At 53.9% G+C, this 26,231-nt stretch carries 26 protein-coding genes; 20 read left to right on the forward strand and 6 right to left on the reverse strand.

Annotated features, from left to right (window positions below; translation table 11 throughout):
- Nucleotides 1-27 precede the first annotated feature (27 nt).
- The 3 genes from M2374_RS02580 (at nt 28) to murJ (ending at nt 3,461) form a co-directional block, all read left to right on the forward strand.
- Nucleotides 28-678: a YceH family protein gene (locus M2374_RS02580; protein WP_181219397.1), complete on the forward strand. Its 651-nt coding sequence runs from the start codon at nt 28-30 to the stop codon at nt 676-678.
- 1 nt (nt 679) lies between these two features.
- Complete coding sequence (locus M2374_RS02585; RefSeq protein WP_096757567.1) at nt 680-1,603, forward strand: Gfo/Idh/MocA family protein; 924 nt, start codon at nt 680-682, stop codon at nt 1,601-1,603.
- Between the two features lie 322 nt (nt 1,604-1,925).
- Nucleotides 1,926-3,461: a murein biosynthesis integral membrane protein MurJ gene (murJ, locus tag M2374_RS02590; RefSeq protein WP_096757566.1), complete on the forward strand. Its 1,536-nt coding sequence runs from the start codon at nt 1,926-1,928 to the stop codon at nt 3,459-3,461.
- Nucleotides 3,462-3,544: 83 nt separating this feature from the next.
- Here murJ and flgN read toward each other — a convergent pair whose 3' ends face one another.
- The 3 genes from flgN to flgA form a co-directional block, all read right to left on the reverse strand.
- On the reverse strand, nt 3,545-3,967 hold the full coding sequence (gene flgN, locus M2374_RS02595) for a flagella biosynthesis chaperone FlgN (protein WP_115258870.1): 423 nt from the start codon (nt 3,965-3,967) through the stop codon (nt 3,545-3,547).
- A 3-nt stretch (nt 3,968-3,970) separates the two neighbouring features.
- Nucleotides 3,971-4,264, reverse strand: a complete 294-nt coding sequence (flgM, locus tag M2374_RS02600; protein WP_096757564.1) for a flagellar biosynthesis anti-sigma factor FlgM — start codon at nt 4,262-4,264, stop codon at nt 3,971-3,973.
- Between the two features lie 93 nt (nt 4,265-4,357).
- Nucleotides 4,358-5,017, reverse strand: coding sequence for a flagellar basal body P-ring formation chaperone FlgA (gene flgA, locus M2374_RS02605; protein WP_146717065.1), 660 nt, complete (start codon nt 5,015-5,017; stop codon nt 4,358-4,360).
- A 157-nt stretch (nt 5,018-5,174) separates the two neighbouring features.
- On the opposite strand from flgA, the gene flgB reads away from it, so the two are divergent.
- The 11 genes from flgB (at nt 5,175) to flgL (ending at nt 15,107) form a co-directional block, all read left to right on the forward strand.
- Nucleotides 5,175-5,591 carry a flagellar basal body rod protein FlgB gene (gene flgB / locus M2374_RS02610; protein WP_181628859.1) on the forward strand — a complete coding sequence of 139 codons (417 nt, stop codon included), beginning with the start codon at nt 5,175-5,177 and terminating at the stop codon, nt 5,589-5,591.
- A 3-nt stretch (nt 5,592-5,594) separates the two neighbouring features.
- Nucleotides 5,595-5,999: a flagellar basal body rod protein FlgC gene (gene flgC / locus M2374_RS02615; RefSeq protein ID WP_096757562.1), complete on the forward strand. Its 405-nt coding sequence runs from the start codon at nt 5,595-5,597 to the stop codon at nt 5,997-5,999.
- Between the two features lie 11 nt (nt 6,000-6,010).
- Nucleotides 6,011-6,709 (forward strand): flagellar hook assembly protein FlgD, encoded by a 699-nt coding sequence (gene flgD / locus M2374_RS02620; protein ID WP_115258868.1) that lies wholly within the window; start codon nt 6,011-6,013, stop codon nt 6,707-6,709.
- 26 nt (nt 6,710-6,735) lie between these two features.
- Nucleotides 6,736-8,022: a flagellar hook protein FlgE gene (gene flgE, locus M2374_RS02625; protein ID WP_146717064.1), complete on the forward strand. Its 1,287-nt coding sequence runs from the start codon at nt 6,736-6,738 to the stop codon at nt 8,020-8,022.
- Between the two features lie 20 nt (nt 8,023-8,042).
- Nucleotides 8,043-8,798 carry a flagellar basal body rod protein FlgF gene (locus M2374_RS02630; protein ID WP_096757559.1) on the forward strand — a complete coding sequence of 252 codons (756 nt, stop codon included), beginning with the start codon at nt 8,043-8,045 and terminating at the stop codon, nt 8,796-8,798.
- 13 nt (nt 8,799-8,811) lie between these two features.
- Complete coding sequence (gene flgG / locus M2374_RS02635; RefSeq protein ID WP_045441663.1) at nt 8,812-9,594, forward strand: flagellar basal-body rod protein FlgG; 783 nt, start codon at nt 8,812-8,814, stop codon at nt 9,592-9,594.
- Nucleotides 9,595-9,651: 57 nt separating this feature from the next.
- A complete protein-coding gene (locus M2374_RS02640) occupies nt 9,652-10,350 on the forward strand; it encodes a flagellar basal body L-ring protein FlgH (protein WP_096757558.1) in 699 nt (232 codons plus the stop codon).
- A 12-nt stretch (nt 10,351-10,362) separates the two neighbouring features.
- Complete coding sequence (locus M2374_RS02645; RefSeq protein WP_096757557.1) at nt 10,363-11,460, forward strand: flagellar basal body P-ring protein FlgI; 1,098 nt, start codon at nt 10,363-10,365, stop codon at nt 11,458-11,460.
- Nucleotides 11,460-12,410, forward strand: coding sequence for a flagellar assembly peptidoglycan hydrolase FlgJ (gene flgJ, locus M2374_RS02650; RefSeq protein WP_181490352.1), 951 nt, complete (start codon nt 11,460-11,462; stop codon nt 12,408-12,410). The genes M2374_RS02645 and flgJ overlap by 1 nt, the downstream gene beginning before the upstream one ends.
- 64 nt (nt 12,411-12,474) lie before the next feature.
- On the forward strand, nt 12,475-14,139 hold the full coding sequence (gene flgK, locus M2374_RS02655) for a flagellar hook-associated protein FlgK (RefSeq protein WP_181688279.1): 1,665 nt from the start codon (nt 12,475-12,477) through the stop codon (nt 14,137-14,139).
- Between the two features lie 14 nt (nt 14,140-14,153).
- Nucleotides 14,154-15,107 (forward strand): flagellar hook-associated protein FlgL, encoded by a 954-nt coding sequence (flgL, locus tag M2374_RS02660; RefSeq protein WP_115258863.1) that lies wholly within the window; start codon nt 14,154-14,156, stop codon nt 15,105-15,107.
- A gap of 78 nt (nt 15,108-15,185) precedes the next feature.
- Here the strand turns inward: flgL and M2374_RS02665 are convergent, their stop codons facing one another.
- Entirely contained in the window at nt 15,186-16,385 is a 1,200-nt protein-coding gene (locus M2374_RS02665) for an MFS transporter (protein WP_174361550.1), read from the reverse strand.
- 111 nt (nt 16,386-16,496) lie between these two features.
- On the opposite strand from M2374_RS02665, the gene M2374_RS02670 reads away from it, so the two are divergent.
- On the forward strand, nt 16,497-17,432 hold the full coding sequence (locus M2374_RS02670) for a LysR family transcriptional regulator (RefSeq protein ID WP_164496610.1): 936 nt from the start codon (nt 16,497-16,499) through the stop codon (nt 17,430-17,432).
- Between the two features lie 40 nt (nt 17,433-17,472).
- On the opposite strand, the gene rne is transcribed toward M2374_RS02670, so the two are convergent.
- Nucleotides 17,473-20,763, reverse strand: coding sequence for a ribonuclease E (gene rne, locus M2374_RS02675; RefSeq protein ID WP_181688278.1), 3,291 nt, complete (start codon nt 20,761-20,763; stop codon nt 17,473-17,475).
- Between the two features lie 699 nt (nt 20,764-21,462).
- Between rne and rluC the strand changes: the two genes are divergently transcribed.
- Nucleotides 21,463-22,416 carry a 23S rRNA pseudouridine(955/2504/2580) synthase RluC gene (gene rluC, locus M2374_RS02680; protein ID WP_167456044.1) on the forward strand — a complete coding sequence of 318 codons (954 nt, stop codon included), beginning with the start codon at nt 21,463-21,465 and terminating at the stop codon, nt 22,414-22,416.
- Nucleotides 22,417-22,498: 82 nt separating this feature from the next.
- Here the strand turns inward: rluC and M2374_RS02685 are convergent, their stop codons facing one another.
- Nucleotides 22,499-23,083, reverse strand: a complete 585-nt coding sequence (locus M2374_RS02685; RefSeq protein ID WP_181688277.1) for a nucleoside triphosphate pyrophosphatase — start codon at nt 23,081-23,083, stop codon at nt 22,499-22,501.
- A gap of 197 nt (nt 23,084-23,280) precedes the next feature.
- Between M2374_RS02685 and yceD the strand changes: the two genes are divergently transcribed.
- The 4 genes from yceD to fabH all read left to right on the forward strand — a co-directional run bounded on the left by yceD (nt 23,281) and on the right by fabH (nt 26,225).
- Nucleotides 23,281-23,802, forward strand: coding sequence for a 23S rRNA accumulation protein YceD (gene yceD, locus M2374_RS02690; RefSeq protein WP_115258860.1), 522 nt, complete (start codon nt 23,281-23,283; stop codon nt 23,800-23,802).
- Between the two features lie 16 nt (nt 23,803-23,818).
- Nucleotides 23,819-23,992 (forward strand): 50S ribosomal protein L32, encoded by a 174-nt coding sequence (gene rpmF, locus M2374_RS02695; protein ID WP_003036242.1) that lies wholly within the window; start codon nt 23,819-23,821, stop codon nt 23,990-23,992.
- 122 nt (nt 23,993-24,114) lie between these two features.
- Nucleotides 24,115-25,194, forward strand: a complete 1,080-nt coding sequence (gene plsX / locus M2374_RS02700) for a phosphate acyltransferase PlsX (RefSeq protein ID WP_096759432.1) — start codon at nt 24,115-24,117, stop codon at nt 25,192-25,194.
- Between the two features lie 77 nt (nt 25,195-25,271).
- Nucleotides 25,272-26,225: a beta-ketoacyl-ACP synthase III gene (fabH, locus tag M2374_RS02705; protein ID WP_096757547.1), complete on the forward strand. Its 954-nt coding sequence runs from the start codon at nt 25,272-25,274 to the stop codon at nt 26,223-26,225.
- Nucleotides 26,226-26,231: the final 6 nt, after the last annotated feature.

Here is a 26,231-nt window from a genome sequence, read left to right on the forward strand (position 1 = left end):
TGTATTGGCTGATGAATGGAGAAGACGATGAAATATGAATTAACCGCTACCGAAGCACGCGTGATTGGCTGTTTGCTGGAAAAACAGGTAACTACGCCGGAACAATATCCGCTCTCCGTGAATGGTGTCGTGACCGCCTGCAACCAAAAAACTAATCGTGAACCGGTGATGAATCTGTCGGAATCGGAGGTGCAGGATCAGCTCGATAATCTGGTGAAACGCCATTTCTTGCGTACGGTGAGCGGATTCGGCAATCGTGTGACCAAGTACGAACAGCGCTTCTGCAATTCAGAGTTTGGTAACCTTAAACTCAGCGCCGGTGAGGTGGCCTTGATCACCACGCTGTTACTGCGCGGTGCGCAGACGCCGGGCGAACTGCGTAGTCGCGCATCCCGCATGTATGAATTCAGCGATGTGGCGGAAGTGGAGGCAACGCTGGAACAACTGGCTACCCGCGAAGATGGTCCTTACGTGGTCCGTCTGGCGCGTGAACCGGGAAAACGCGAAAGCCGCTATATGCATCTGTTCTGTGGCGACGTCGATCTGACGATGGTGACAACCGCCGATGAGCCTCAGGCGGCATCCAGCGATTTGCAGGCGCGCGTTGAGGTGCTGGAAAGCGAAGTCGCTGAGTTAAAACAGCGGCTCGAATCCTTGCTGGCGCATCTGGGAGAGTAACGTGAAAAAACTTCGTATCGGTGTCGTCGGGTTGGGCGGCATCGCGCAAAAGGCCTGGCTACCCGTGTTGGGCGCCGCTGCGGACTGGACGTTACAGGGGGCCTGGTCACCTTCGCGTGAGAAAGCAGAACGGATTTGTGCAGCCTGGCGCATGCCGTATGTTGATTCATTACAAAACCTGGCGGCAACCTGTGATGCGGTTTTCGTACACTCCAGTACTGCGACGCACCATGCGGTAGTCAGCGAATTGCTTCATGCCGGGGTCCACGTTTGCGTGGATAAACCGCTGGCGGAAAACCTGCGTGATGCGGAACAACTGGTGGAGCTGGCGGCGCGAAAAAAACTGACGTTGATGGTCGGATTTAACCGCCGGTTTGCGCCGCTGTATCGCGAGTTAAAGTCGCAGTTAAGCCAGCCAGCCTCCATCCGCATGGATAAGCATCGCAGCGATAGCGTCGGGCCACACGATCTGCGTTTTACGCTGCTGGATGACTATCTGCATGTGGTGGACACTGCGCTGTGGCTGGCAGGGGGAAAGGCACAGCTAAATAGCGGCACGCTGTTAACCAACGAGTCCGGAGCAATGCTGTATGCAGAACACCATTTCTGCGTCGACCGGCTGCAGATAACGACCAGTATGCATCGCCGTGCGGGCAGTCAGCGCGAGAGCGTGCAGGCGGTTATCGACGGTGGGTTAATTGATGTCACGGATATGCGTGAATGGCGTGAGGAGCGCGGACACGGTGTCGTTCAGCAACCGATACCCGGCTGGCAAACGACGCTGGAGCAGCGAGGCTTTACCGGATGTGCGCGCCATTTTATTGAATGCGTGCAAAATCAGACAGTTCCTGAGACAGCGGGTGAGCAGGCTATTCTGGCGCAGCGCGTGGTGGAAAAGCTGTGGCGGGATGCGATGGACGAATAACCCCCTGTAACATCTGGCGGTAGTAATTCAGCATAATCCAGGTACTATACCCAAAATAATTCGAGTTGCAGGCAGGCGGCAAGGGAGTGAATCCCGTTAGCTTACTCAGGTAAGTGATTCGGGTGAGCGAGCGCAGCCAACGCACATGCAGCTTGAAGTATGACGGGTATATATGCCCACTCAAAATAACACCTCTTTTCAACCATAGGCTGGCTTGTAGGCCTGATAAGACGCTGCGGCGTCGCCATCAGGCACAGTGACATTGCCGGATGGCGATGTTGGTTATACGGGGTTTTGCCTCAGAGTCTGGAATACAACATAGATGAATTTATTAAAGTCACTGGCAGCCGTCAGCTCAATGACGATGTTCTCACGTGTGCTGGGTTTTGCGCGTGATGCGATCGTCGCCAGAATCTTTGGTGCAGGGATGGCGACCGATGCCTTTTTTGTGGCATTCAAACTTCCTAACCTGCTGCGTCGAATTTTTGCTGAAGGCGCATTTTCTCAGGCATTTGTCCCTATTCTGGCTGAATACAAAAGTAAGCAGGGCGAAGACGCCACCCGCGTGTTTGTTTCCTACGTGTCTGGCTTGCTGACGCTGGCGTTGGCCGTTGTGACGGTTGCCGGGATGCTTGCCGCGCCGTGGGTGATCATGGTCACCGCGCCAGGCTTTGCCGATACTGCTGACAAATTTACGCTGACTACCCAGCTGTTGCAGATAACCTTTCCTTATATTCTGTTGATTTCGCTGGCCTCGTTGGCGGGTGCGATTCTGAATACCTGGAACCGTTTCTCTATTCCGGCGTTTGCGCCGACGTTTCTCAACATCAGCATGATCGGTTTTGCGCTGTTTGCCGCTCCGTATTTTAATCCGCCGGTGCTGGCGCTGGCGTGGGCCGTGACCGTCGGTGGTGTGCTGCAACTGGTATATCAACTTCCGCACTTGAAGAAAATTGGCATGCTGGTGCTGCCGCGCGTGAATTTTCGTGATGCGGGCGCGATGCGCGTAGTGAAGCAGATGGGGCCGGCGATCCTCGGCGTTTCCGTCAGCCAGATTTCCCTGATTATCAACACGATTTTCGCGTCATTTCTGGCTTCAGGTTCGGTTTCCTGGATGTACTACGCTGACCGTTTGATGGAGTTCCCGTCAGGTGTTCTGGGCGTCGCGCTGGGCACTATTCTGCTGCCCTCGCTGTCAAAAAGTTTTTCCAGCGGTAACCATGATGAATATTGTCGCCTGATGGACTGGGGTTTACGCCTGTGCTTCCTGCTTGCTTTGCCCAGTGCGGTGGCATTGGGGATCCTGGCAAAGCCGCTGACGGTTTCATTGTTCCAGTACGGTAAGTTTACCGCTTTTGATGCATCCATGACCCAGCGCGCGCTGGTAGCGTATTCGGTCGGTCTGATTGGCCTGATCGTGGTGAAAGTATTGGCCCCCGGATTTTATTCCCGTCAGGACATTAAAACGCCGGTGAAAATTGCCATCGTGACGCTGATTATGACTCAGGTGATGAACCTGGCGTTTATCGGTCCGTTGAAACATGCCGGGCTGTCGCTGTCGATCGGTCTGGCGGCCTGTCTGAACGCCTCGCTGCTGTACTGGCAGTTGCGTAAACAGAAAATATTCACCCCACAGCCGGGTTGGGCCTGGTTCCTGGCGCGTCTGGTGATCTCTGTGCTGGTGATGTCTGCGGCGCTGGTGGGGATGCTGTACATTATGCCGGAGTGGTCTCAGGGGACGATGCTGTGGCGTCTGCTGCGCTTAATGGCGGTGGTGTTGGTCGGCATTACTGCTTACTTTGCCGCGCTGGCCGTGCTGGGCTTTAAAGTGAAAGAGTTTGTGCGCCGAACGGCATAATGAACATACTGCCGGATGAGGGGAGCACCTTATCCGGCCTGCAAAACACGCAGGCCTGAAAGCTACGAGCCGTCAGGCATTCGTCAAATTGAGAACTTCTTTCCGCCGCGATGGGCTGAAGATGTTTGGCCGTTAGCGCCATACAGCGTGGGTTCCTGATGCGGTTTAAGCACCTCGAGCGCCTGTTGATTGCGCTCGATTTGTCCTTCCAACAGCCAACCATTATGCTGGTTGAGATCGCGTAAATGCTGCGTTTTAGTGGTAATCGTCTGCCAGCGTTGGGCAATATCATCATTAGCGCTGCGCGTCGCGTCGTGCTCAAGACGTCGCTGCTGCTCCAGGTAATCCAGGGTTGCCAGCAAAGAACTTTTTTCTTCTGTAATACGCTGTAGCTGGCTACCGTGAATGTGGCCTGCGGAAAGTTGCTGCTGCTCAGCATCCATCACCGTTTTCAGGTCATTCAGGACAGTCGTCATCTGATCAAGTATTTCTGACAAACGCGTCATACTTTATTTACTCTGTAAGTAGCTCTGCGCCTCGCGGATCAGCGAGTCGGCAATTTTTCCGGTATCCATTTTCAACTCACCGTTACGGATGGCGGTTTTCAGTGCTTCAACGCGCTCCATATTGATGTCGTTGGTGCCGGGTTGCATCAGCTTTGCCTGCGCGTCGCTCAACATGACGCTAGTGCTGTTGGTCGTGGACGTTTTTTCCTTACGCGTTTTTTGGACCAACGTGTCGCTGGCTTCGCGCGGCTGTACAGTACTAACTGGCTTCAATGGTGAGGTACGATCAATACTCATTTTTTTTATCCTCATCGAGGGGTTACGCTATAGCGGCCCGCTTTAATCATTGGTTGATTATCTATCGGCATCCGCAAAAAAATCTTTAACCTATTATAGGTTAATAAGAATATTCCCATCAGAATCGACGACGCCGCTGACGACCTGGCCTGAAAGCATCCGTACCCTGGCGTTCTGGGCAACCGCCGCATTATTCAGCGCCTTACCTTCCGCATTCACGCGAAAACCGTCTCCATTGGCGATAACCAACACGCGCTGACCCGCTTTTATCCGCCATGCTTGACGCAGCATGGTGAGCTGGATCGGCTGGCCAGCGACCACATCACGCAGACTCACCGCTTCCTGCACCTGGTTAATGTCCAGCACGGTACGTGGCGGCAGTTGGTCCAGACGACCGCGTTTTAGCGTTACGCTGGCTGAGTTAAGCGCGCTTCCCCGGGCGATGGGGGCAGCGGCAACCACGTAGTCGCCCGTGGCCTGCACGTTCACCTGTAGGTAACGTTTTTCATTGCCGCATCTCGCCAGCACATTCACATTGCCCCATAACTTCGCGCTACCGGCCACGCTGAGTGCCGGTTGCTCACAGGCAGGCAGCAGGTTGGGTGGGGTCCGGAGGGTAACGATCACCTCGTCACTGAACCCTGCCAGTCGCTCGGAAAACCACGCCGTAAGCTGCGAATTCAGGTCTTGCGCCAGCGTCAGGGGGCTGAACAGCAGTGCGACCACCGCTATTCCGCGTTTGAACGTTTGCATCAATACCTCTCGCTTTTTCAGGCTGTGGCTGGATTTTACCTGTGTGACGCCGCCATCAACGCAACAAATAGCGACGCATTTTGCGCTTATTCCAGCGATAACGCGCGCGTAATGGGATTTAAGCTGTCGGCTGAATTTTGTCATTTGCGGAGGAGATATGCTCGATAAGCTCGACGCCGCCTTACGTTTTCAACAGGAAGCGCTGAATCTGCGCGCCCAACGCCAGGAAGTATTAGCGGCCAACATTGCCAACGCCGACACGCCGGGGTATCAGGCGCGCGACCTGGATTTCGCCAATGAATTAAAAAAAGTCATGGTGCGTGGACGGGAAGAAACCAGCGGTGTCTCGTTGACGCTGACCTCTGCACAACATATTCCGGCCCAGACACTTTCTGCACCTTCGACGGAGTTGCTTTATCGCATTCCGGACCAACCGTCGCTGGATGGCAATACGGTGGATATGGACCGCGAGCGTACGCAGTTTGCCGATAACAGTCTGAAGTATCAGATGGGGCTCACCGCATTGGGTGGACAAATCAAGGGCATGATGACCGTGCTGCAAGGAGGGAACTAATTCGTGGCGTTGTTAAATATTTTTGATATCGCAGGTTCGGCGCTGACCGCGCAATCCCAGCGCCTGAACGTGGCGGCGAGCAATATGGCGAATGCGGACAGCGTGACGGGACCTGACGGTCAACCGTATCGCGCGAAGCAGGTTGTTTTTCAGGTTAACGCCGCGCCGGGTGCGGCTACCGGTGGCGTAAAAGTCGCTGATGTGATTGAGAGCCAGGCGCCGGACAAGCTGGTTTATGAACCGGGTAATCCGCTGGCCGATGCGAACGGTTACGTCAAAATGCCCAATGTGGATGTGGTCGGAGAGATGGTCAATACCATGTCAGCCTCACGCAGCTATCAGGCAAACGTCGAAGTGCTCAATACCGTAAAAAGTTTGATGCTTAAAACGCTGACGCTAGGCCAGTAAAGGAGCCGCACATGTCAATTTCGGTAAAAATGAATGACCCGAGCAGCACGGGCGTGAATGCAGCCAGTAACAACAGTTCACTGACGGGCAGCAATGCCGCCGATCTGCAAAGCAGCTTTCTGACGCTGTTAGTCGCGCAGCTGAAAAACCAGGATCCGACCAACCCCTTGCAAAACAACGAACTCACCACCCAGTTGGCGCAAATCAGTACCGTCAGCGGGATTGAGAAGCTGAATACTACGCTGGGGTCGATTTCTGGACAGATAGACAACAGTCAGTCGCTGCAGGCCAGTACCTTGATTGGTCATGGCGTGATGATTCCAGGTACCACGATCCTGACCGGGAAAGGGACGGAAGAGGGGGCGACCACCACCACGACACCGTTTGGCGTTGAGCTGCAGCAGCCAGCCGATAAGGTCACTGCCACCATTACCGATAAAGACGGCAAGGTCGTGCGCACGATCGATATTGGTGAGCTGAAGGCGGGGGTTCACACCTTCACCTGGGACGGCACCATGACGGATGGCACGGCGGCCCCAAGCGGTTCCTACAACGTGGCGATATCCGCCAGCAATGGGGGGACGCAGCTTGTGGCGCAGCCACTTCAGTTTGCGTTGGTGCAGGGGGTTATTCGCAGCAACGGCGGTAACACGCTGGACCTCGGCACCTATGGAACCACCACCCTCGACGAAGTACGGCAGATCATCTAAGCCTTCACACTTATCAGGAGTAAGTCATGGCCTTTTCTCAAGCGGTCAGCGGTCTGAACGCTGCAGCGACCAATCTCGATGTCATTGGTAACAACATCGCCAACTCCGCGACCTACGGGTTTAAATCCGGTACCGCTTCCTTTGCGGATATGTTTGCCGGTTCTAAAGTGGGCCTGGGCGTTAAAGTTGCGGGTATTACCCAGGACTTTACCGATGGCACTACCACCAACACCGGCCGTGGGCTGGACGTTGCCATTAGCCAGAACGGTTTCTTCCGTATGGTCGACAGCAATGGGTCTGTTTTCTTCAGCCGAAACGGTCAGTTCAAGCTCGATGAAAACCGTAATATCGTCAACATGCAGGGGCTGCAGTTGACGGGTTATCCGGCCACCGGCACACCGCCGACGGTACAGCAGGGCGCAAACCCGGCACCGATCACGATTCCGAATACGCTGATGGCGGCGAAATCCACGACCACTGCGTCTATGCAGATCAACCTGAACTCCACTGACAAGATTCCGGCGAATAAACCTTTTAGCGCAAGTGATGCGGACTCGTACAACAAAAAAGGCACCGTGACGGTATTTGATAGTCAGGGTAATGCCCATGACATGAATGTTTTTTATGTCAAAACGACGGATAACAAATGGGATGTTTACACCCAGGATGCCAGCGTGGCGGGTTCTCCCGCGACTAAAAATGCGGTGATGAACTTCAGCGCTAATGGCACGCTGGCCTCGGTGAATAACTATGTCGAAGAGCCAGTAGATCCCTTAAATCCAACTGGGCCAAAACATCTCGTGGAAGGCCCCGCCAACGCCCAGCCGCAAATTCAGATAACCACCGGTGCTATCAATGGCGCGGTCCCTGCGGGTTTCTCTCTGAGTTTCCTCAATTCCATGCAGCAGAATACCGGCGCCAATAACATCGTTGCGACGAATCAGAACGGCTACAAACCGGGCGATCTGGTGAGCTACCAGATTAACGATGACGGCACTGTGGTGGGTAACTACTCTAACGAACAGAAGCAACTTCTGGGGCAGATCGTGCTGGCTAACTTTGCCAACAACGAAGGTTTGGCTTCTCAGGGCGATAACGTCTGGGCCGCGACACAGTCTTCTGGCGTCGCGCTGCTGGGCACCGCGGGTACCGGTAACTTCGGCAAGCTGACGAACGGCGCGCTGGAAGCATCGAACGTGGATTTGAGTAAAGAACTGGTGAACATGATCGTCGCCCAGCGTAACTATCAGTCGAACGCGCAGACCATCAAAACCCAGGATCAGATCCTCAACACGCTGGTCAACCTGCGCTAAGCGCTTGACGGGATGGCTTAATGGATCACGCAATTTATACCGCCATGGGCGCGGCCAGTCAGACGCTGAACCAACAGGCGGTGACGGCCAGCAACCTGGCAAACGCCTCAACGCCGGGTTTCCGCGCGCAGCTTAATGCGCTACGTGCGGTGCCGGTTGAAGGGCTCTCTTTACCGACGCGTACGCTGGTGGTGGCCTCCACGCCAGGGGCTGATATGACGCCAGGTCAGATGGACTACACCTCCCGCCCGCTGGACGTTGCGCTGCAACAGGACGGTTGGCTGGCGGTGCAGACCGCTAACGGCAGTGAAGGGTACACCCGTAATGGCGCAATTCAGGTAAGCCCCACCGGTGAACTGACCATTCAGGGACACCCGGTGATTGGCGAAGCCGGGCCAATAGCGGTACCGGAAGGTTCAGAAATCACCATTGCTGCTGACGGGACGATTTCTGCACTGAACCCTGGCGATCCGGCGAATACCGTAGCGCCTGTCGGGCGCCTGAAGCTGGTGAAGGCGACGGGAAGTGAAGTACAGCGTGGTGATGACGGTATGTTCCGTCTGAGCGCGGCGGCACAGGCGACCCGTGGCCCGACGCTTCCGGCCGATCCCAGCATCCGCGTGATGTCGGGTGTGCTGGAGGGCAGCAACGTCAAACCAGTTGCCGCGATGAGCGACATGATCGCCAGCGCCCGTCGCTTCGAAATGCAGATGAAGATTATCAGTAGCGTGGATGATAACGCGGGTCGCGCCAACCAACTGCTGTCGATGAGTTAATACAGGACATTTTATGATCAGTTCATTATGGATCGCCAAAACCGGCCTGGATGCACAGCAAACCAACATGGATGTGATTGCCAACAACCTGGCAAACGTCAGCACCAATGGTTTCAAGCGTCAGCGTGCGGTGTTTGAAGATCTGTTGTACCAGACGATTCGTCAACCGGGCGCGCAGTCTTCTGAACAGACCGTACTGCCTTCGGGTTTGCAAATCGGTACCGGTGTGCGTCCGGTGGCGACCGAGCGTTTACACAGTCAGGGCAACCTGTCACAGACCAATAACAGCAAAGATGTGGCGATTAAAGGCCAGGGTTTTTTCCAGGTCATGTTGCCGGATGGTACCTCTGCTTATACGCGTGACGGTTCTTTCCAGGTGGATCAGAACGGCCAACTGGTGACGGCAGGCGGTTTTCAGGTTCAGCCAGCGATCACCATTCCAGCGAACTCGCTCAGCATCACTATCGGGCGTGATGGCATCGTCAGCGTAACCCAGCAAGGACAGGCGGCGCCGGTACAGGTAGGCCAGCTCAACCTGACCACCTTTATGAACGATACCGGACTGGAAAGCATTGGTGAGAACCTGTACACCGAGACGCAATCTTCAGGTGCGCCGAACGAGAGCACGCCAGGGCTTAACGGTGCGGGTCTGCTGTATCAGGGCTATGTTGAAACCTCTAACGTCAACGTGGCGGAAGAGCTGGTGAATATGATCCAGGTTCAACGTGCTTACGAAATCAACAGCAAAGCGGTGTCGACTACCGATCAGATGCTGCAAAAACTGACGCAACTCTAACGTGTTGTCCGGTGGGGTGAAAACCTCACCGGCACACTGATGTAGAAGATGAAGGCAATGCGAAAAAACGCGCTTCACCCATATCCGATTACGGCCCTGCTGGTGGTGTCACTGACAGGATGTGCCTGGATCCCGGCCACGCCGCTGGTTCAGGGGGCGACCTCTGCCCAGCCGATACCTGGCCCAACGCCGGTGGCGAATGGATCAATTTTTCAGTCTGCGCAGCCAGTTAACTATGGCTACCAGCCGCTATTTGAAGACCGCCGTCCGCGCAATGTTGGCGATACGCTAACTATCGTATTGCAGGAAAACGTCAGTGCGAGCAAAAGCTCTTCTGCTAACGCCAGCCGTGATGGCAAAACAAACTTTGGTTTCGACACGGTGCCGCGCTACCTGCAGGGACTGTTTGGCAACGAGCGTGCTGACGTAGAAGCGTCCGGTGGGAACTCCTTTAACGGTAAAGGTGGCGCCAATGCCCGTAACACCTTTAGCGGTACGCTGACCGTGACCGTCGATCAGGTTCTGGTCAACGGCAATTTACACGTTGTGGGTGAAAAGCAGATCGCCATAAACCAGGGCACTGAATTTATCCGCTTCTCCGGGGTGGTTAACCCGCGCACCATCAGCGGCAGCAACTCTGTTCCGTCAACCCAGGTGGCGGATGCACGTATTGAGTATGTCGGTAACGGCTATATCAACGAAGCGCAGAATATGGGCTGGTTGCAGCGTTTCTTCCTTAATTTGTCACCGATGTAAGCGAGGCTTTCTGTGTTTAAAACTCTTGTTGCAATGGTCCTGATGCTGGCAACTACATTGGCCCATGCCGATCGTATTCGCGATCTGACCAGCGTTCAGGGTGTGCGTGAAAACTCGCTGATTGGCTACGGGCTGGTGGTGGGGCTGGACGGCACGGGTGACCAGACCACCCAGACGCCGTTCACCACCCAAACGCTCAATAACATGCTCTCTCAACTGGGGATCACCGTGCCGACCGGCACCAATATGCAGTTGAAAAACGTGGCGGCGGTGATGGTGACTGCATCCTTTCCGGCGTTTGGACGTCAGGGACAAACCATTGACGTTGTGGTCTCTTCAATGGGTAATGCCAAAAGCCTGCGCGGCGGGACGCTGCTGATGACCCCGATGAAAGGGGTTGATAGCCAGGTGTATGCGCTGGCGCAGGGCAATATTTTAGTCGGCGGCGCCGGTGCTGCGGCGGGCGGCAGTAGCGTTCAGGTGAACCAACTCAATGGTGGGCGGATCACCAACGGGGCCACTATTGAACGCGAACTTCCTAGCCAGTTTGGTGGCGGAAACACCCTCAATCTGCAGCTGAATAATGAAGACTTCACCCTGGCACAGCAGATAACCGACACCATTAACCGTTCGCGTGGGTTTGGCAGCGCCACGGCGCTGGATGCGCGTACGATTCAGGTGCGTGTGCCGAGCGGCAATAGCTCGCAGGTGCGCTTCCTCGCTGATATCCAGAATATAGAAGTGAACGTAACGCCGCAGGATGCGAAGGTGATTATCAACTCCCGTACGGGATCGGTAGTGATGAACCGCGAAGTTACGTTGGACAGTTGTGCGGTCGCGCAGGGCAACTTGTCTATCACTGTGAATCGCCAGGCCAACGTCAGTCAGCCCGATACGCCGTTTGGCGGTGGGCAAACCGTGGTTACCCCGCAAACCCAAATCGATATGCGTCAAAGCGGCGGCTCATTGCAGAGCGTGCGCTCCAGCGCCAATCTGAACAATGTGGTTCGCGCCCTCAATGCGCTCGGTGCCACGCCAATGGATTTGATGTCAATTCTGCAATCCATGCAAAGTGCGGGTTGTTTACGCGCCAAACTGGAAATTATCTGATGATTGGCGACAGCAAACTGCTGAGCAGCGCCGCCTGGGATGCGCAATCGCTGAACGAACTGAAAGCGAAGGCGGGTCAGGATCCGGCGGCAAATATCCGCCCGGTCGCCCGCCAGGTTGAAGGGATGTTTGTCCAGATGATGCTGAAAAGCATGCGTGAAGCGCTGCCAAAAGATGGCGTCTTTAGCAGCGACTCGACGCGCTTGTACACCAGCATGTATGACCAGCAGGTAGCCCAGCAGATGACAGCAGGCAAAGGTCTGGGGCTGGCTGAAATGATGGTTAAGCAGATGACCGAAGGCCAGGGGACGCCTGCGGATGATGCGCCGCAGGTACCGATGAAGTTTTCACTGGAAACGGTGACCAGCTATCAAAACCAGGCACTGACGCAGATGGTGCGTAAAGCGCTACCGAAAGCGACGGAAGGGAACGATGAACCGCTGTCGGGCGACAGTAAAGACTTCCTTGCTCAGCTATCGCTACCAGCAAAACTGGCGAGTCAACAAAGCGGGGTACCGCATCATCTGATCCTGGCACAGGCGGCGCTGGAATCCGGCTGGGGGCAACGCCAAATCCGCCGTGAGAACGGTGAGCCGAGCTTTAACATTTTCGGCGTGAAGGCTTCGGGGAGCTGGAAAGGGCCGACCACCGAAATCACCACTACCGAATATGAAAACGGTGAGGCGAAAAAAGTGAAAGCCCGATTCCGTGTCTATAGCTCGTACCTTGAGGCGCTGTCGGATTATGTCGGGCTGATATCGCGTAATCCGCGCTACGCCGCGGTAACCGGTGCGGCGACTGCCGAACAGGGTGCGCAGGCCTTGCAGAATGCAGGCTACGCCACCGATCCGCACTATGCGCGTAAATTAACCACCATGATCCAGCAGCTGAAGTCGATGAGCGAGAAAGTGAGTAAAACTTACAGTAGCAATCTCGACAATCTGTTTTAAATAACTCAAGTCTACCCATCCGCTGCCGATAATAACGAGTATTGAAGGATTACAAGGAACCTCCATGTCCAGCTTGATTAACAACGCCATGAGTGGTCTTAGCGCAGCGCAGGCCGCGTTGAACACAGCCAGTAATAACATCTCCAGCTATAACGTGGCAGGGTATACCCGCCAGACGACCATTATGGCGCAAGCAAACAGCACGCTGGGTGCGGGGGGCTGGGTTGGCAATGGCGTCTATGTTTCTGGCGTGCAGCGTGAGTATGATTCATTTATCAGTAATCAGTTACGCGCTGCGCAGAACCAAAGCAGCGGTCTGACAACGCGTTATGAGCAAATGTCGAAAATCGATAACCTGCTCGCCAGCAAGACCAGCTCTATTTCTACCTCGATGCAGGGCTTTTTCACCAGCTTACAAACGTTGGTCAGTAACGCAGAAGACCCGGCGGCGCGTCAGGCATTGATTGGCAAAGCAGACGGCTTAGTCAACCAGTTTAAAACCACCGATCAGTATCTGCGCGATCAGGATAAACAGGTTAATACCGCGATTTCCGCCAGTGTTGACCAGATCAATAACTACTCGAAGCAAATTGCCAGTCTCAACGATCAAATCTCTCGTCTGACCGGCGTCGGCGCGGGCGCTTCACCGAACGATCTGCTGGACCAGCGCGACCAGTTGGTGAGCGAATTAAACAAGATTGTCGGCGTTGAAGTCAGCGTTCAAGACGGCGGCACCTATAACGTCACCATGGCGAATGGCTATTCGCTGGTGCAGGGCAGTAGCGCACGTCAGCTTGCTGCCGTACCGTCCAGTGCCGATACCACCCGCACCACCGTGGCCTATGCCGATGGGGTTGCGGGTAATATTGAAATTCCAGAAAAACTGCTCAATACCGGCTCACTGGGTGGGTTGCTGACGTTTCGCTCTCAGGAACTTGACCAGACGCGTAATACGCTGGGCCAATTGGCACTGGCTTTTGCCGACGCCTTTAACACACAACATAAAGCCGGTTTTGATACTGATGGTGTTGCGGGTAAGGATTTCTTTGCCATCGGCGATCCGTCGGTGACCAGTAATGCTAAAAACACCGGCAAAGCGGAGTTAACCGCTGAAGTTGATGATAGTTCGAAAGTGCAGGCGACTGACTATAAAGTTGTGTTTAACGGTGGCAAATGGCAAGTCACGCGCCTGGCGGATAATACGACGTTTGAAGCAAAACCGGATGCCAGCGGTAAACTGGATATTGATGGCCTGAAAGTGACGGTGACGAATAAACCAACCGGAGCTAACGATAATGACAGTTTTATTCTGAAGCCGGTTAGCGACGCTATCGTCAATATGAAAGTGATGGTGACCGACGAGTCAAAAATTGCCATGGCGTCAGAGAAAAAGACCGATCCTGCTGCGGAGACGGGCGCAAGCGACAACCGTAACGGTCAGAAACTGTTGGATCTACAAAATAAGGCCACCGTCGGGAATAAAACCTTCAACGATGCCTATGCCACGCTGGTAAGCGATGTCGGTAACAAAACCGCGACGCTGAAAACCAGCAGCACCACGCAAAACAACGTGGTCACGCAGCTTTCTAATCAGCAGCAGTCCATCTCCGGGGTGAATCTCGACGAAGAGTACGGCAATTTGCAGCGCTATCAGCAGTACTACCTGGCTAACGCCCAGGTGCTGCAAACCGCGAATGCGTTGTTTGATGCACTGATTAATATTCGCTAAGGGAGAGGGAATCAATGCGTATCAGTACCCAGATGATGTACCAGCAGAACATGCGTGGCATCACCAACTCTCAGGCGGAATGGATGAAATTCGGCGAGCAAATGTCGACGGGTAAACGGGTCATTAATCCGTCTGACGATCCGATTGCCGCCTCACAGGCCGTGGTGCTGTCTCAGGCTCAGGCACAAAACAGCCAGTACACGCTGGCGCGCTCTTTCGCCACGCAAAAAGTCTCACTGGAAGAAAACGTGTTGGGACAGGTAACGACGGCTATTCAGAGCGCGCAGGAAAAAATTGTCCATGCTGCTAACGGGACGTTAAGTGATGATGACCGTGCATCGTTGGCAACTGATTTACAGGGGATCCGCGATCAGCTGATGAACCTGGCGAACAGCACCGATGGCAACGGGCGCTATATTTTCGGTGGATATAAAACAGAAAGTGCACCATTTGCCCAGGCTGATGGTACCTATACTGGCGGAACCCAAAACGTGACCCAGCAGGTCGATGCTGCCCGTACCATGGTGATTGGCCATACCGGGGATAAAATATTTGCCGAATTGACCAGTAATGCGGTGCCGGAACCCGCGGGTGGAACCCAGGAAAAGAGCCTGTTCAAAATGCTGGATACCGCTATTGATGCCCTCAAAACGCCGGTTGCTGGGGATGATGTGGCAAAAGATAAAGCGGCAGCCGCTATTGATAAAACCAGCCGTGGCCTGAAGAACTCGCTTAATAACGTCCTGTCTGTGCGTGCTGAATTAGGCACACAGCTCAGTGAGTTGAGCTCGCTGGATTCACTGGGTACCGATCGCGCATTAGGGCAAACTCAGCAGATGAGTAACCTGGTGGATGTCGACTGGAACGCAGCGATTTCGTCCTATGTTATGCAGCAGGCTGCGCTGCAGGCATCCTATAAAGCGTTTACCGATATGCAGGGAATGTCGTTGTTCCAGTTAAATCGTTAACGCCTTTTTTTGAAACATATCATGAAACTGGATATGTTTGTCTGCCCGCGCCACTTACACCCCGGCGCGGGCATTTTTTTAGGCCGTTTTTGTCCGACTCACCACAGTGTTACCTGTCAGTCTGATCATCAGAGCAATCGCACCGCTGACGGTTGCCAACCCGACAACGCCTTGCCAGTTTGCCAGGGCGTAAACTTGGGTGCCGAGAACTGAACCCAACGCCATGCCAATGAACACCAGGGTAAACAGTAGGGCGTTCAGGCGGCCCCGCGCCTGAGGCTCAAGGCTATAGACCAGATTCTGGTGAGCCACCAGGCTGGATTGTAGCCCAAGATCAAAGCCGACCGCAGAAAGGGCTATTAGCAGCCACTGTCCCTCAACCGGCAGGGCGGGCAGTAAAAACATCAGCGCGAAAGAAAGCGTCACTAATAATGCCCCCAGTTGCGTGACCTTTTCGCCGCCAACTCTGTCTGCAAGATGTCCAGCTAGCGGTGCGGCAAGCGCACCTGCTGCTCCTGCAATACCAAAACCCCCGGCTACTGCGCTGCCCATGTGATAATGCTCGGATAACATCACCGCCAGCGTTGACCAGAAGGCACTGAAGGCAATTGAAAGGAATCCCTGTGCCAGCGCCGCCCGGCGCAGTACAGGATACCGTTGCCAGAGTTTGGCCATTGAGAGCATTAACGACGGATAGCTCAGCGTGGAATTGGCCGCAAAGTGAGGCAGCATTTTCCACATCACCACAGTAATAATGGCAATACTGATGGCGGCGAGTTGATACATCTCGCGCCAGCCAAACGCTTCGCCCACCAGACCACTGACGGTGCGGGAGAGCAAAATGCCCAGCAACAGGCCGGTCATCACCGTACCGACCATTTTTCCCTGTTTCCCCGCGGGGGCGAGTATGGCTGCTGCGGGAACGATGTCCTGTGCCATGGTTGCCGCCATTCCCATCAGCAAGCTAATCAACAGCAGTGAATGCAGTTGCCCGCTAAAGCTGCAGGCCAGAAGCAGCACGGCAAGTGAGATGCTTTTCAGCAAGATTAAAGTCCGGCGGTCATAGCGGTCGCCAAGCGGCAAGAGAAACAAAATCCCCAGCGCGTACCCGGCCTGGGTAAGCGTTGGCACCAGCCCCATACCGGTGAGACTTAAGGTCAGGTCCTGACCGATCAGCGGCAGAAGAGGCTGGGCATAGTAGATAGCCGCCACGCTGAAACCGGCGCCAAGTGCCAGTACAAAGATGACCCAACGGGAAAGTGCGGTAGATGTGTTCACAAATGATTCCTCAATCACAGGATGTACGGCTATTTTTATCTTTCGCTCATTGGCACGGTAGCGGGCGTGGTGGTAAAACAGTTATACGTTTGACGTATGATGAAAGTGGTTATCTTGAAAAATGAGCGTATAGACAGAGTGGAGCTGATGCGGACGTTTGTGCGCATCGTTGAGGCAGGATCGCTCTCTGCGGCGGCAAAACAGATGGGGACCACCCAGGCGACCGTCAGTCGGAGACTGCAATCCCTGGAAACGCTGCTGGGTGTGAAACTGATTTTACGCACCACCCACGCGATGAAATTGACCGATGACGGAGAGCGGGGATATCAGCATGCTAAGCATATTATCGATGCTTGGTTAGCGCTGGAAGATGGGCTGAATATCACGGAGGATGAACCCGTCGGTACGCTGCGGGTACGAGCGCCTCATGCGTTTGGTCAGCAACAACTGCTTGAACCGCTGCTGCAATTTCTGGCCCGTTATCCGCAGTTATCGGTGGAGTGGATGCTCAATGACAAAACGGTGGATTTCCTTAGCGACAATATTGATTGCGCGATCCGAGTGGGTGCGGAAGTTGATCCGGCAACGGTCTCCGTTCTGCTGGCCGAAGTGCCCCGAAGCATTGTGGCCAGCCCGGCATTGCTGGCGCAGTATGGCGATACTACGCATCCCGAACAGTTATCAACGCTGCCGTGGATTGCTGTAAACACGTTTTATCAGCATAGTGTGTCGCTGCGCCATCAACAGCGAAATGAACCCATCACGATAAATATCTCTCCCCGATTAAGCACGGACAGTATTTATGTTGCCAGAAATGCGGCTCTGGCAGGGCTGGGGGTTGCCATTGTGTCAAGCTGGATGGTGGAAGAAGATATTGTTCACGGGCGTTTAGTCGAGCTATTCGCAGACTGGCCTGCGGCATCGCTGCCGGTGCATCTGGTGTATCCCTGGGCGCGTTATTATCCGGTCCGACTGCGTAAATTTCTGGCGCTGATGAAGGATGTGATGCCGCAGCTGACGGGAATGAAACAAATCGATAAGAAATAAAAAAGCCGACCCGAAGGTCGGCTTTGATGTTGATTACGGCTTACTCAACAGGCTGCGGGCGTGTGGCTGGGGCAGTAGCCTGATGCGTGGCGCTGTGACCGCCTGCGGCACCTTTGCCTTCGAAGTCGAAAGCAGGGCGCTGCCAGTCGCTCTGACGCGGCGCTTCTGGTTCGTAGTCCGGCGCAGGTGCGCGGGTCATCGGTGCGGTTGCGTGGCTGTGAACCGTTACGGGTACAGCGGCAACAGACGCAGGTTCTACCACAGCTTCAGCGACAACGACTGGTGCAACCGGTGCGACTTCTTCCTGCGTAACCGGGGCAATTGGCGCGGCCTCGATAACCGGTTCAGCAACGTCTGGCTGGGCGACAGCGACGTCAACCTGGACAGGTTCTTCGGTAATCGGTGCTTCTACCACGTTTGCTACGGGCTCAGCTTCAGCAACAACCTCTTCTGCAACCGGGACGTCAGCGTCAACGATGAACTGCGGTTGTTCCTCAACAGCCGTCTCGATAACCTCCGGATGTGTGGTTTCAACCGCCACAACCTGAGGTTCGACAACGACGGTTTCGGTGACTACCGGCGCTTCTGTGACCGCGACAGATACCGCTACGGTTTCCACTGCTGGTGCAACGACCGCTGCAATGGTTTGCTGCTCGGCGATAACCGGCTGCACCTGGGCCACTTCCTGCTGATGCTGCTCTTCAACCTGCGGTTCCTGCGCACGGGCAACAGGGTAGCGGATCCAGACTTTACCAGAGGCTAATTCTGGAGATGCACAGGCGACAGTAATCGGCATTGGCGACTGTGTCGGGTAACGTTCGTCACGATAGCGACGACGACGCTGTCCGCTTACACGCAGATGGCGAGGCGAGCGGCGAGAACGACGCGGCATACCGTTGCTATCACGTGCATCGTTGTTATCACGCGCATCGTTGTTATCTTCATGCTCGGTAGTGACAACGGCAGGCAGGTCGACTTTCGCCAGTTCAGTTCGCTGGGCAACAGCGGCCTGAACCACAGGCTCAGCCACAACCGTTTCGGTAACCACGGCAGCGGTTACGGCTTCGGTTTCGACGGTTGCGCTATCGGTGTAACGAACCTTCTGGTTCAACTGACGCTGTTTACGGCGAGTCTGAGGCTGGCGAACGCGCTCTTCCTGATCCGTATCCTGTGCCGGTTGTTCAACCAGGTTAAGTTCTTTAACTTCCTGCGGTGCCTGACGCTTGTCGTCGTTACGACGGCGGTTGCGTTCACGACGCGGAGCCTGCTGCTCGTCACCTGACTTCGCTTTATCAGCAACATCGGTGGATTGCTGGCGGGTATCGCGCGCTTCGGCATTCTGCGGCTGGCGACGGTTACGGCGATTTTCATCGCGGTTTTCGCTGCTATCAGAACGTTCATTACGGTTGTCACGATCGCGGTTATCACGTTCGCCACGGTTATCGCGATTATCACGACGATCGTTACGATCGTTGCGGTCACGGCGATTGTTCTGACGAGGCTTACGACGATCCTGCTGGCGTTCAGAAGATTTCTCTTCCGCTTTCGGTGCTGGCTGCTCAACCGGCTTGGCTTCTTCATTGCCACCAAAGATGGACTTCAGTGCGCCGAGGAAACGACCAAACAAACCAGGCTGTTCGGATCCTGCTGCGACTGCAGCTGCTTTTGGTGCGGCAGCAACGGCTGTAACGGCAGGCTCCTGCAGAGCAGGTTCTGGCGGTACGTCTGGCATGGCGAAGGTCGCCAGCGCAGGCTGTTCCGGCTGTTTACGCTCGACGTACTCTTCTTCCGTCGGTAACGCCATCTCTTCTTCGTGCAGTTTCGGCAGCAGATAGCTCAGGGTCGATGTCTCTTCACCTTTGCGAACACGCAGAACAGAGTAGTGCGGTGTTTCCATTTGATCGTTGGGCACGATCACACAGCGTACGCCGTTCTGTCGGGTTTCAATGGCATTGACCGCAGTGCGTTTTTCGTTAAGCAGATAAGACGCAATCGGCACCGGGACAATCGCATGGACTTCCTGGGTGTTTTCCTTCAGCGCTTCTTCTTCAATCAGGCGCAGAATAGACAGCGACAGCGATTCGTTATCACGCACTGTACCTGTGCCGGAGCAACGCGGGCAGACGTGATGGCTGGATTCGCCTAATGACGGACTCAGACGCTGACGGGACATCTCCAGCAAGCCGAAGCGAGAAATATGGCTAATCTGGATACGCGCACGGTCCTGACGAACGGCTTCACGCAGACGGTTCTCAACGGCACGTTGGTGACGAACCGGCGTCATGTCGATGAAGTCGATAACAATCAGGCCGCCGAGGTCACGAAGACGCAGCTGGCGAGCGATTTCATCGGCCGCTTCAAGGTTGGTATTAAATGCGGTCTCTTCGATATCGCCGCCGCGCGTGGCGCGTGCGGAGTTGATATCAATTGCGGTCAGTGCTTCGGTGCTATCGATAACGATAGAACCCCCAGAAGGCAGGCGCACTTCACGCTGGAACGCAGACTCAATCTGAGACTCGATTTGATAGTGGCTGAACAGCGGGATTTCACCGGTGTAGAGCTTAATTTTGCTGCTGAAATCCGGACGACCCAACGCGGCGATGTGCTGACGCGCCATCTCCATGACTTTTGGGTTATCAATGAGGATTTCGCCGATATCCTGACGTAAATAGTCGCGGAATGCGCGAACGATGACATTACTTTCCTGATGGATCAGGAACGGAGCAGGGCGGCTGTCAGCGGCCTTTTTAATCGCTTCCCAGTGCTTCAGACGGAAACTCAGGTCCCACTGCAGCGCTTCTGCGGATTTACCAACACCCGCAGTGCGTACGATGAGCCCCATGCCATCAGGCAGTTCCAGGCTTGCCAGCGCTTCTTTGAGTTCTGTCCGGTCATCGCCTTCGATGCGACGAGAGATACCACCCGCACGCGGGTTGTTAGGCATCAGAACCAAATAACTACCCGCCAGGCTGATAAAGGTGGTCAGTGCAGCACCTTTGTTGCCGCGTTCTTCTTTATCAATCTGAACAATCACTTCCTGACCTTCGCGCAACACATCTTTAATGTTGGGACGGCCATGGGAGTTGTAGTTAGCGGGGAAGTATTCGCGGGCAATTTCTTTTAACGGGAGGAAACCGTGACGTTCAGCGCCATAATCAACAAAAGCGGCTTCCAGACTCGGTTCAATACGGGTAATTTTACCTTTATAGATGTTGGCTTTTTTCTGCTCGTGTCCAGGACTTTCGATATCCAGATCGTACAGACGCTGCCCATCTACAAGGGCGACACGCAACTCTTCCTGCTGAGTCGCGTTAATTAACATTCTTTTCATCGTAACTTACTCATTATTCTTACATTGACGACTAAGCTGCGGGCAGAGTAATGCCTTTCCGGGTGTGAACCGATGGCCTCGTGTCTATTCGCGTCGCCAACCTCACGGTTATCGTCAGCTCAAAGAGGCGCAGAGTGTCGGTTGCCTGTATTTCATACGGAAACACAGCGCAATTATCAGGGGAACAGTCTGGGTGTTACTCTCCAGAAACGCTTCCATTATGCTCGTCGTCTTTCACGCTATCGGTGCGTTGGCTTCATCTACTCACCCCAGTCACTCACCGGAGTAAATTCTTGGGGGTTCCCAGACTTGCCGTCTTCCTACAACGCGAAATTCATAGAGCACTTACCGGTAAGGACTGCAACCCGCAGCCCGCTAACTGCCTGAAAGATCAATACGTCTTACGCCATTGCTGCGTTGATGATCGGTCGGGCAAAATTGGGTCATTCCGGAAAAGTTCTTGTTTTAACAAGATTCAACACGGAGACGACCTCATTATTCCACTGCTAACCTTGTTATAGCAAGATGACTTTTGCCATTTACCACCCGGTTACTCACAGTTTTTACACTTCCGTACAGTGATTGGTTTAATAACCACCAAATCGAAACTGTCAAACCTGTGTAATAGGGTATAGCAGTTAATATAAGCATAGAAAAATGTGTGGCGCGAATCTTGATGGCTATTTAAAATCGGCACCCATGAAAACAGAGACTCCAGCCGTAAAAATTGTTGCCATTACTGCCGACGAAGCAGGGCAACGCATCGACAACTTTCTGCGCACCCAGCTCAAAGGCGTGCCAAAAAGTATGATTTATCGCATTTTGCGTAAGGGCGAAGTGCGTGTGAATAAAAAACGCATCAAACCCGAGTACAAGCTCGAAGACGGAGATATTGTGCGTATTCCGCCAGTTCGTGTCGCTGAGCGCGAAGAAGAAGCTATTTCACCGCATCTGCAGAAGGTCGCCGCGCTGGCCGATGTTATTCTGTATGAAGATGACCATATTCTGGTGCTCAACAAACCGTCAGGCACGGCCGTGCATGGCGGCAGTGGATTAAGCTTTGGGGTAATTGAAGGTCTGCGAGCGTTACGCCCGGAGGCACGTTTCCTTGAATTGGTGCATCGCCTCGACCGTGATACGTCTGGCGTGCTGTTGGTTGCCAAAAAACGTTCCGCACTGCGTTCGCTGCATGAACAGTTGCGCGAAAAGGGAATGCAAAAAGATTACCTGGCGCTGGTAAGAGGTCAGTGGCAGTCGCATGTCAAAACCGTACAGGCGCCGCTGTTAAAGAATATTCTGCAAAGCGGTGAGCGAATCGTGCGGGTAAATCAGGAAGGTAAACCGTCGGAGACGCGATTTAAAGTGGAAGAGCGCTATGCGTTTTCCACGCTTGTGCGCTGTAGTCCGGTAACCGGGCGGACCCACCAGATTCGCGTGCATACCCAGTATGCTGGACATCCTATTGCTTTTGACGATCGCTATGGCGACCGTGAGTTCGACAAGCAGTTGGCCGGTACGGGGCTGAACCGACTGTTTCTGCATGCCGCAGCATTGAAGTTTACCCATCCGGGGACCGGTGAGGTCATGCGTGTTGAAGCCCCGATGGATAATCAGCTAAAACGCTGTCTTGAGGTATTACGCAGCAAAGCCTGATGCGCGTTGCTTATCAGGCCTACCATTGCGTTATGCGCCGTAGGCCTGATAAGACGCACCGCGTCGCCATCAGGAAGATTAATCAGGCTTTCAGCGGATTCATCTCTTCCCTGCGTAGCATCTGACACAACGCAATCAGCGGCAGGCCAACCAACGTATTAGGATCGCGGCCCTCCAGACGCTCAAAGAGCGCAATACCTAATCCTTCGCTTTTAAAACTGCCGGCACAATGTAACGGACGTTCTTTGCGTACGTAATCGTCAATTTCCGTCTCGCTTAAATGACGGAAATGAACATCGAACGGTTCGACTTCGGTTTGTAAATGTCCGTTTGCAGAATTATACAGCGCCAGTCCGGTGTAAAACGTCACAATATTGCCGCTGGCTTTGGTTAATTGTTGTCTGGCCTTTTCTTCTGTTAACGGTTTTCCGGTTATTTCTCCATCAAGTACACAGATTTGATCGGATCCAATAATGAGGTGTGATGTGTAGCGGTGGGCAAGAGATTGCGCTTTTTCCTGGGCCAGACGTAACACCAAATGCCGAGGTGTTTCGCCAGACTGCGGTGTTTCATCAACCTCAGGTGCTGCACATTCGAACGGGATGGCCAGTTTTTCAAGCAAGGCGCGACGCCAGGGAGAGGTAGACGCAAGAATGAGTTGAGGCATATTTTTTCCCTCGCATATAGCGTAATGATGAGAGCCATTTTAAACTAGGGCTCTCGACCTTCAAGTTGGCTGCTATGGCCAGACTTGAGTGATTTTAAGTCGATGACCCGCAATGTGTGCGAATTATTGGCAAAAGGCAACCTCAGGCTGCCTTTTTCTTTGACTCTATGACGTTACAAAGTTAATATGCGCGCCCTATGCAAAAGGTAAAATTACCCCTGACTCTTGATCCGGTTCGTACGGCTCAAAAACGCCTCGATTATGAAGGTATCTATACTTCTGATCTGTTAGAGCGCGTCACCGATTTTGTAGTCAGTGTGGACAGTGATGTGGAATGCTCCATGTCGTTCGCGATCGATAACCAACGTCTTGCCGTTATTACCGGTGATGCGAAGGTCTCGGTTACGCTCGCATGCCAGCGTTGCGGGAAACCGTTCCCACTCCATGTCCACACAACATATTGTTTTAGTCCTGTCCGTTCTGACGAGCAGGCTGAAGCACTGCCGGAAGCGTATGAACCGATTGAGGTTAACGAATTCGGTGAAATCGATCTGCTTGCAATGGTTGAAGATGAGATTATCCTCTCCTTGCCGGTAGTTCCGGTGCATGATTCTGAACACTGTGAAGTGTCCGAGGCGGACATGGTCTTTGGTGAATTGCCTGATGAAGCGCAAAAACCAAATCCATTTGCCGTATTAGCCAGCTTAAAGCGTAAGTAATTGAGGAGTAAGGTCCATGGCCGTACAACAGAATAAACCAACCCGTTCCAAACGTGGCATGCGTCGTTCTCATGACGCTCTGACCGCAGTCACCAGCCTGTCTGTAGACAAAACTTCTGGTGAACAACACCTGCGTCACCACATCACTGCCGATGGTTTCTACCGCGGCCGTAAGGTAATCGCTAAGTAATCACGCATGGCTCAATGAATTTCCCACCTCGGTGAGAAAGACAAAGAGAACCAGCGTGATGAAGCTTAGTGAGGCTTTCCCCGGGTAACTGGGGAAACACCTAACCGAGCAGCGACGATACCTTGACACGTCTAACCCTGGCGTTAGATGTCATGGGGGGCGATTTTGGCCCTACCGTGACAGTGCCTGCAGCACTGCAGGCACTGAATTCTAATTCGCAACTCACACTTCTTTTAGTCGGGGATCCCGATACAATCACACCATTACTTGCCAAAGCTGACTTCGAACAACGTTCACGTCTGCAGATTATCCCTGCTCAGTCAGTTATTGCCAGTGATGCCCGGCCCTCGCAGGCTATCCGCGCCAGTCGTGGTAGCTCTATGCGTGTTGCCCTGGAGCTCGTGAAAGAAGGTCGTGCAGAAGCCTGTGTGAGCGCCGGTAATACGGGCGCGCTAATGGGACTTGCGAAGTTATTACTCAAACCCCTTGAGGGGATTGAGCGACCTGCGTTGGTGACGGTGTTGCCGCATCAGCAGAAGGGCAAAACGGTGGTGCTGGATCTCGGCGCTAACGTTGATTGCGACAGTACGATGTTGGTGCAATTTGCCGTCATGGGTTCCGTGCTGGCAGAAGAGGTGGTTGGGATTGCCAGCCCTCGCGTTGCATTGCTTAATATCGGTGAAGAAGAAACTAAGGGTCTCGACAGTATTCGGGATGCTTCTGCCGTGCTAAAAACAATCCCTTCCATTAACTATATCGGCTATCTTGAAGCCAATGAGTTGTTGACTGGCAAAACCGATGTGTTGGTTTGTGACGGCTTTACAGGCAATGTCACATTAAAGACGATGGAAGGTGTTGTAAGAATGTTCCTTTCACTGCTGAAATCTCAGGGTGAGGGCAAAAAACGGTCGTGGTGGCTGCTGTTATTAAAACGTTGGTTACAAAAAAGCCTAACGAGGCGATTCAGTCACCTCAACCCCGACCAGTATAATGGCGCCTGTCTGTTAGGATTGCGCGGCACAGTGATAAAAAGTCATGGTGCGGCCAATCAGCGAGCATTTGAAGTCGCGATTGAACAGGCAGTGCAGGCGGTGCAGCGACAAGTTCCTCAGCGAATTGCCGCTCGCCTGGAATCTGTATACCCAGCTGGATTCGAACTGCTGGATGGTGGCGAAACGACACGCTCGCGGGCGCGCAGATGATAGTGCGGTCGAGAGCGTAGCCTACCTACCCGTGATTTGTTCGTAGCGGTATATAACCAAAAAGTGACTGAGCGTACATGTATACGAAGATTATTGGTACTGGCAGCTATCTGCCTGAACAAGTGCGTACTAACGCCGATTTGGAAAAAATGGTCGAGACATCTGATGAGTGGATTGTCACTCGTACAGGTATCCGTGAACGCCATATTGCCGCGCCCAATGAAACCGTTGCGACGATGGGCTTTGCCGCCGCAAACCGCGCACTTGAAATGGCTGGCATTGATAAAGATCAAATTGGTCTGATTGTGGTTGCGACCACATCATCAACGCACGCTTTTCCGAGTGCGGCGTGCCAGATCCAAAGTATGCTGGAAATTAAAGGCTGCCCGGCGTTTGACGTCGCGGCTGCCTGCGCCGGTTTTACTTATGCCCTGAGCGTGGCTGACCTGTACGTTAAGTCCGGCGCAGTGAAGCACGCGCTGGTGATCGGGTCTGATGTGCTGGCGCGTACTTGTGATCCGACCGATCGCGGGACGATCATTATTTTTGGTGATGGTGCTGGCGCGGTGGTACTGAGTGCCTCAGAAGAGCCAGGCATTCTCTCCACTCATTTGCATGCTGATGGTCGCTATGGCGAACTGTTGACACTGCCGAATGCCGATCGTGTGAATCCGGAGAACCCGATTCATCTGACCATGGCGGGTAACGAAGTCTTTAAAGTGGCGGTTACCGAGCTTGCACACATCGTTGATGAAACGCTGGCAGCGAATAATCTCGACCGTTCTGCCCTGGACTGGTTGGTACCGCACCAGGCAAACTTGCGCATTATCAGCGCGACGGCGAAAAAGCTGGGCATGTCGATGGATAATGTCGTGGTTACGCTGGACAGACATGGCAATACGTCAGCCGCTTCCGTTCCATGTGCGTTGGACGAAGCCGTCCGCGACGGGCGAATTAAAGCCGGTCAGCTGATATTGCTTGAGGCCTTCGGGGGTGGATTCACCTGGGGCTCGGCGCTGGTTCGTTTCTAGTATAAG

The organism is Citrobacter sp. JUb117 (assembly GCF_024809055.1).
In the GTDB taxonomy this organism is placed as follows: Bacteria; Pseudomonadota; Gammaproteobacteria; order Enterobacterales; family Enterobacteriaceae; genus Citrobacter; species Citrobacter gillenii.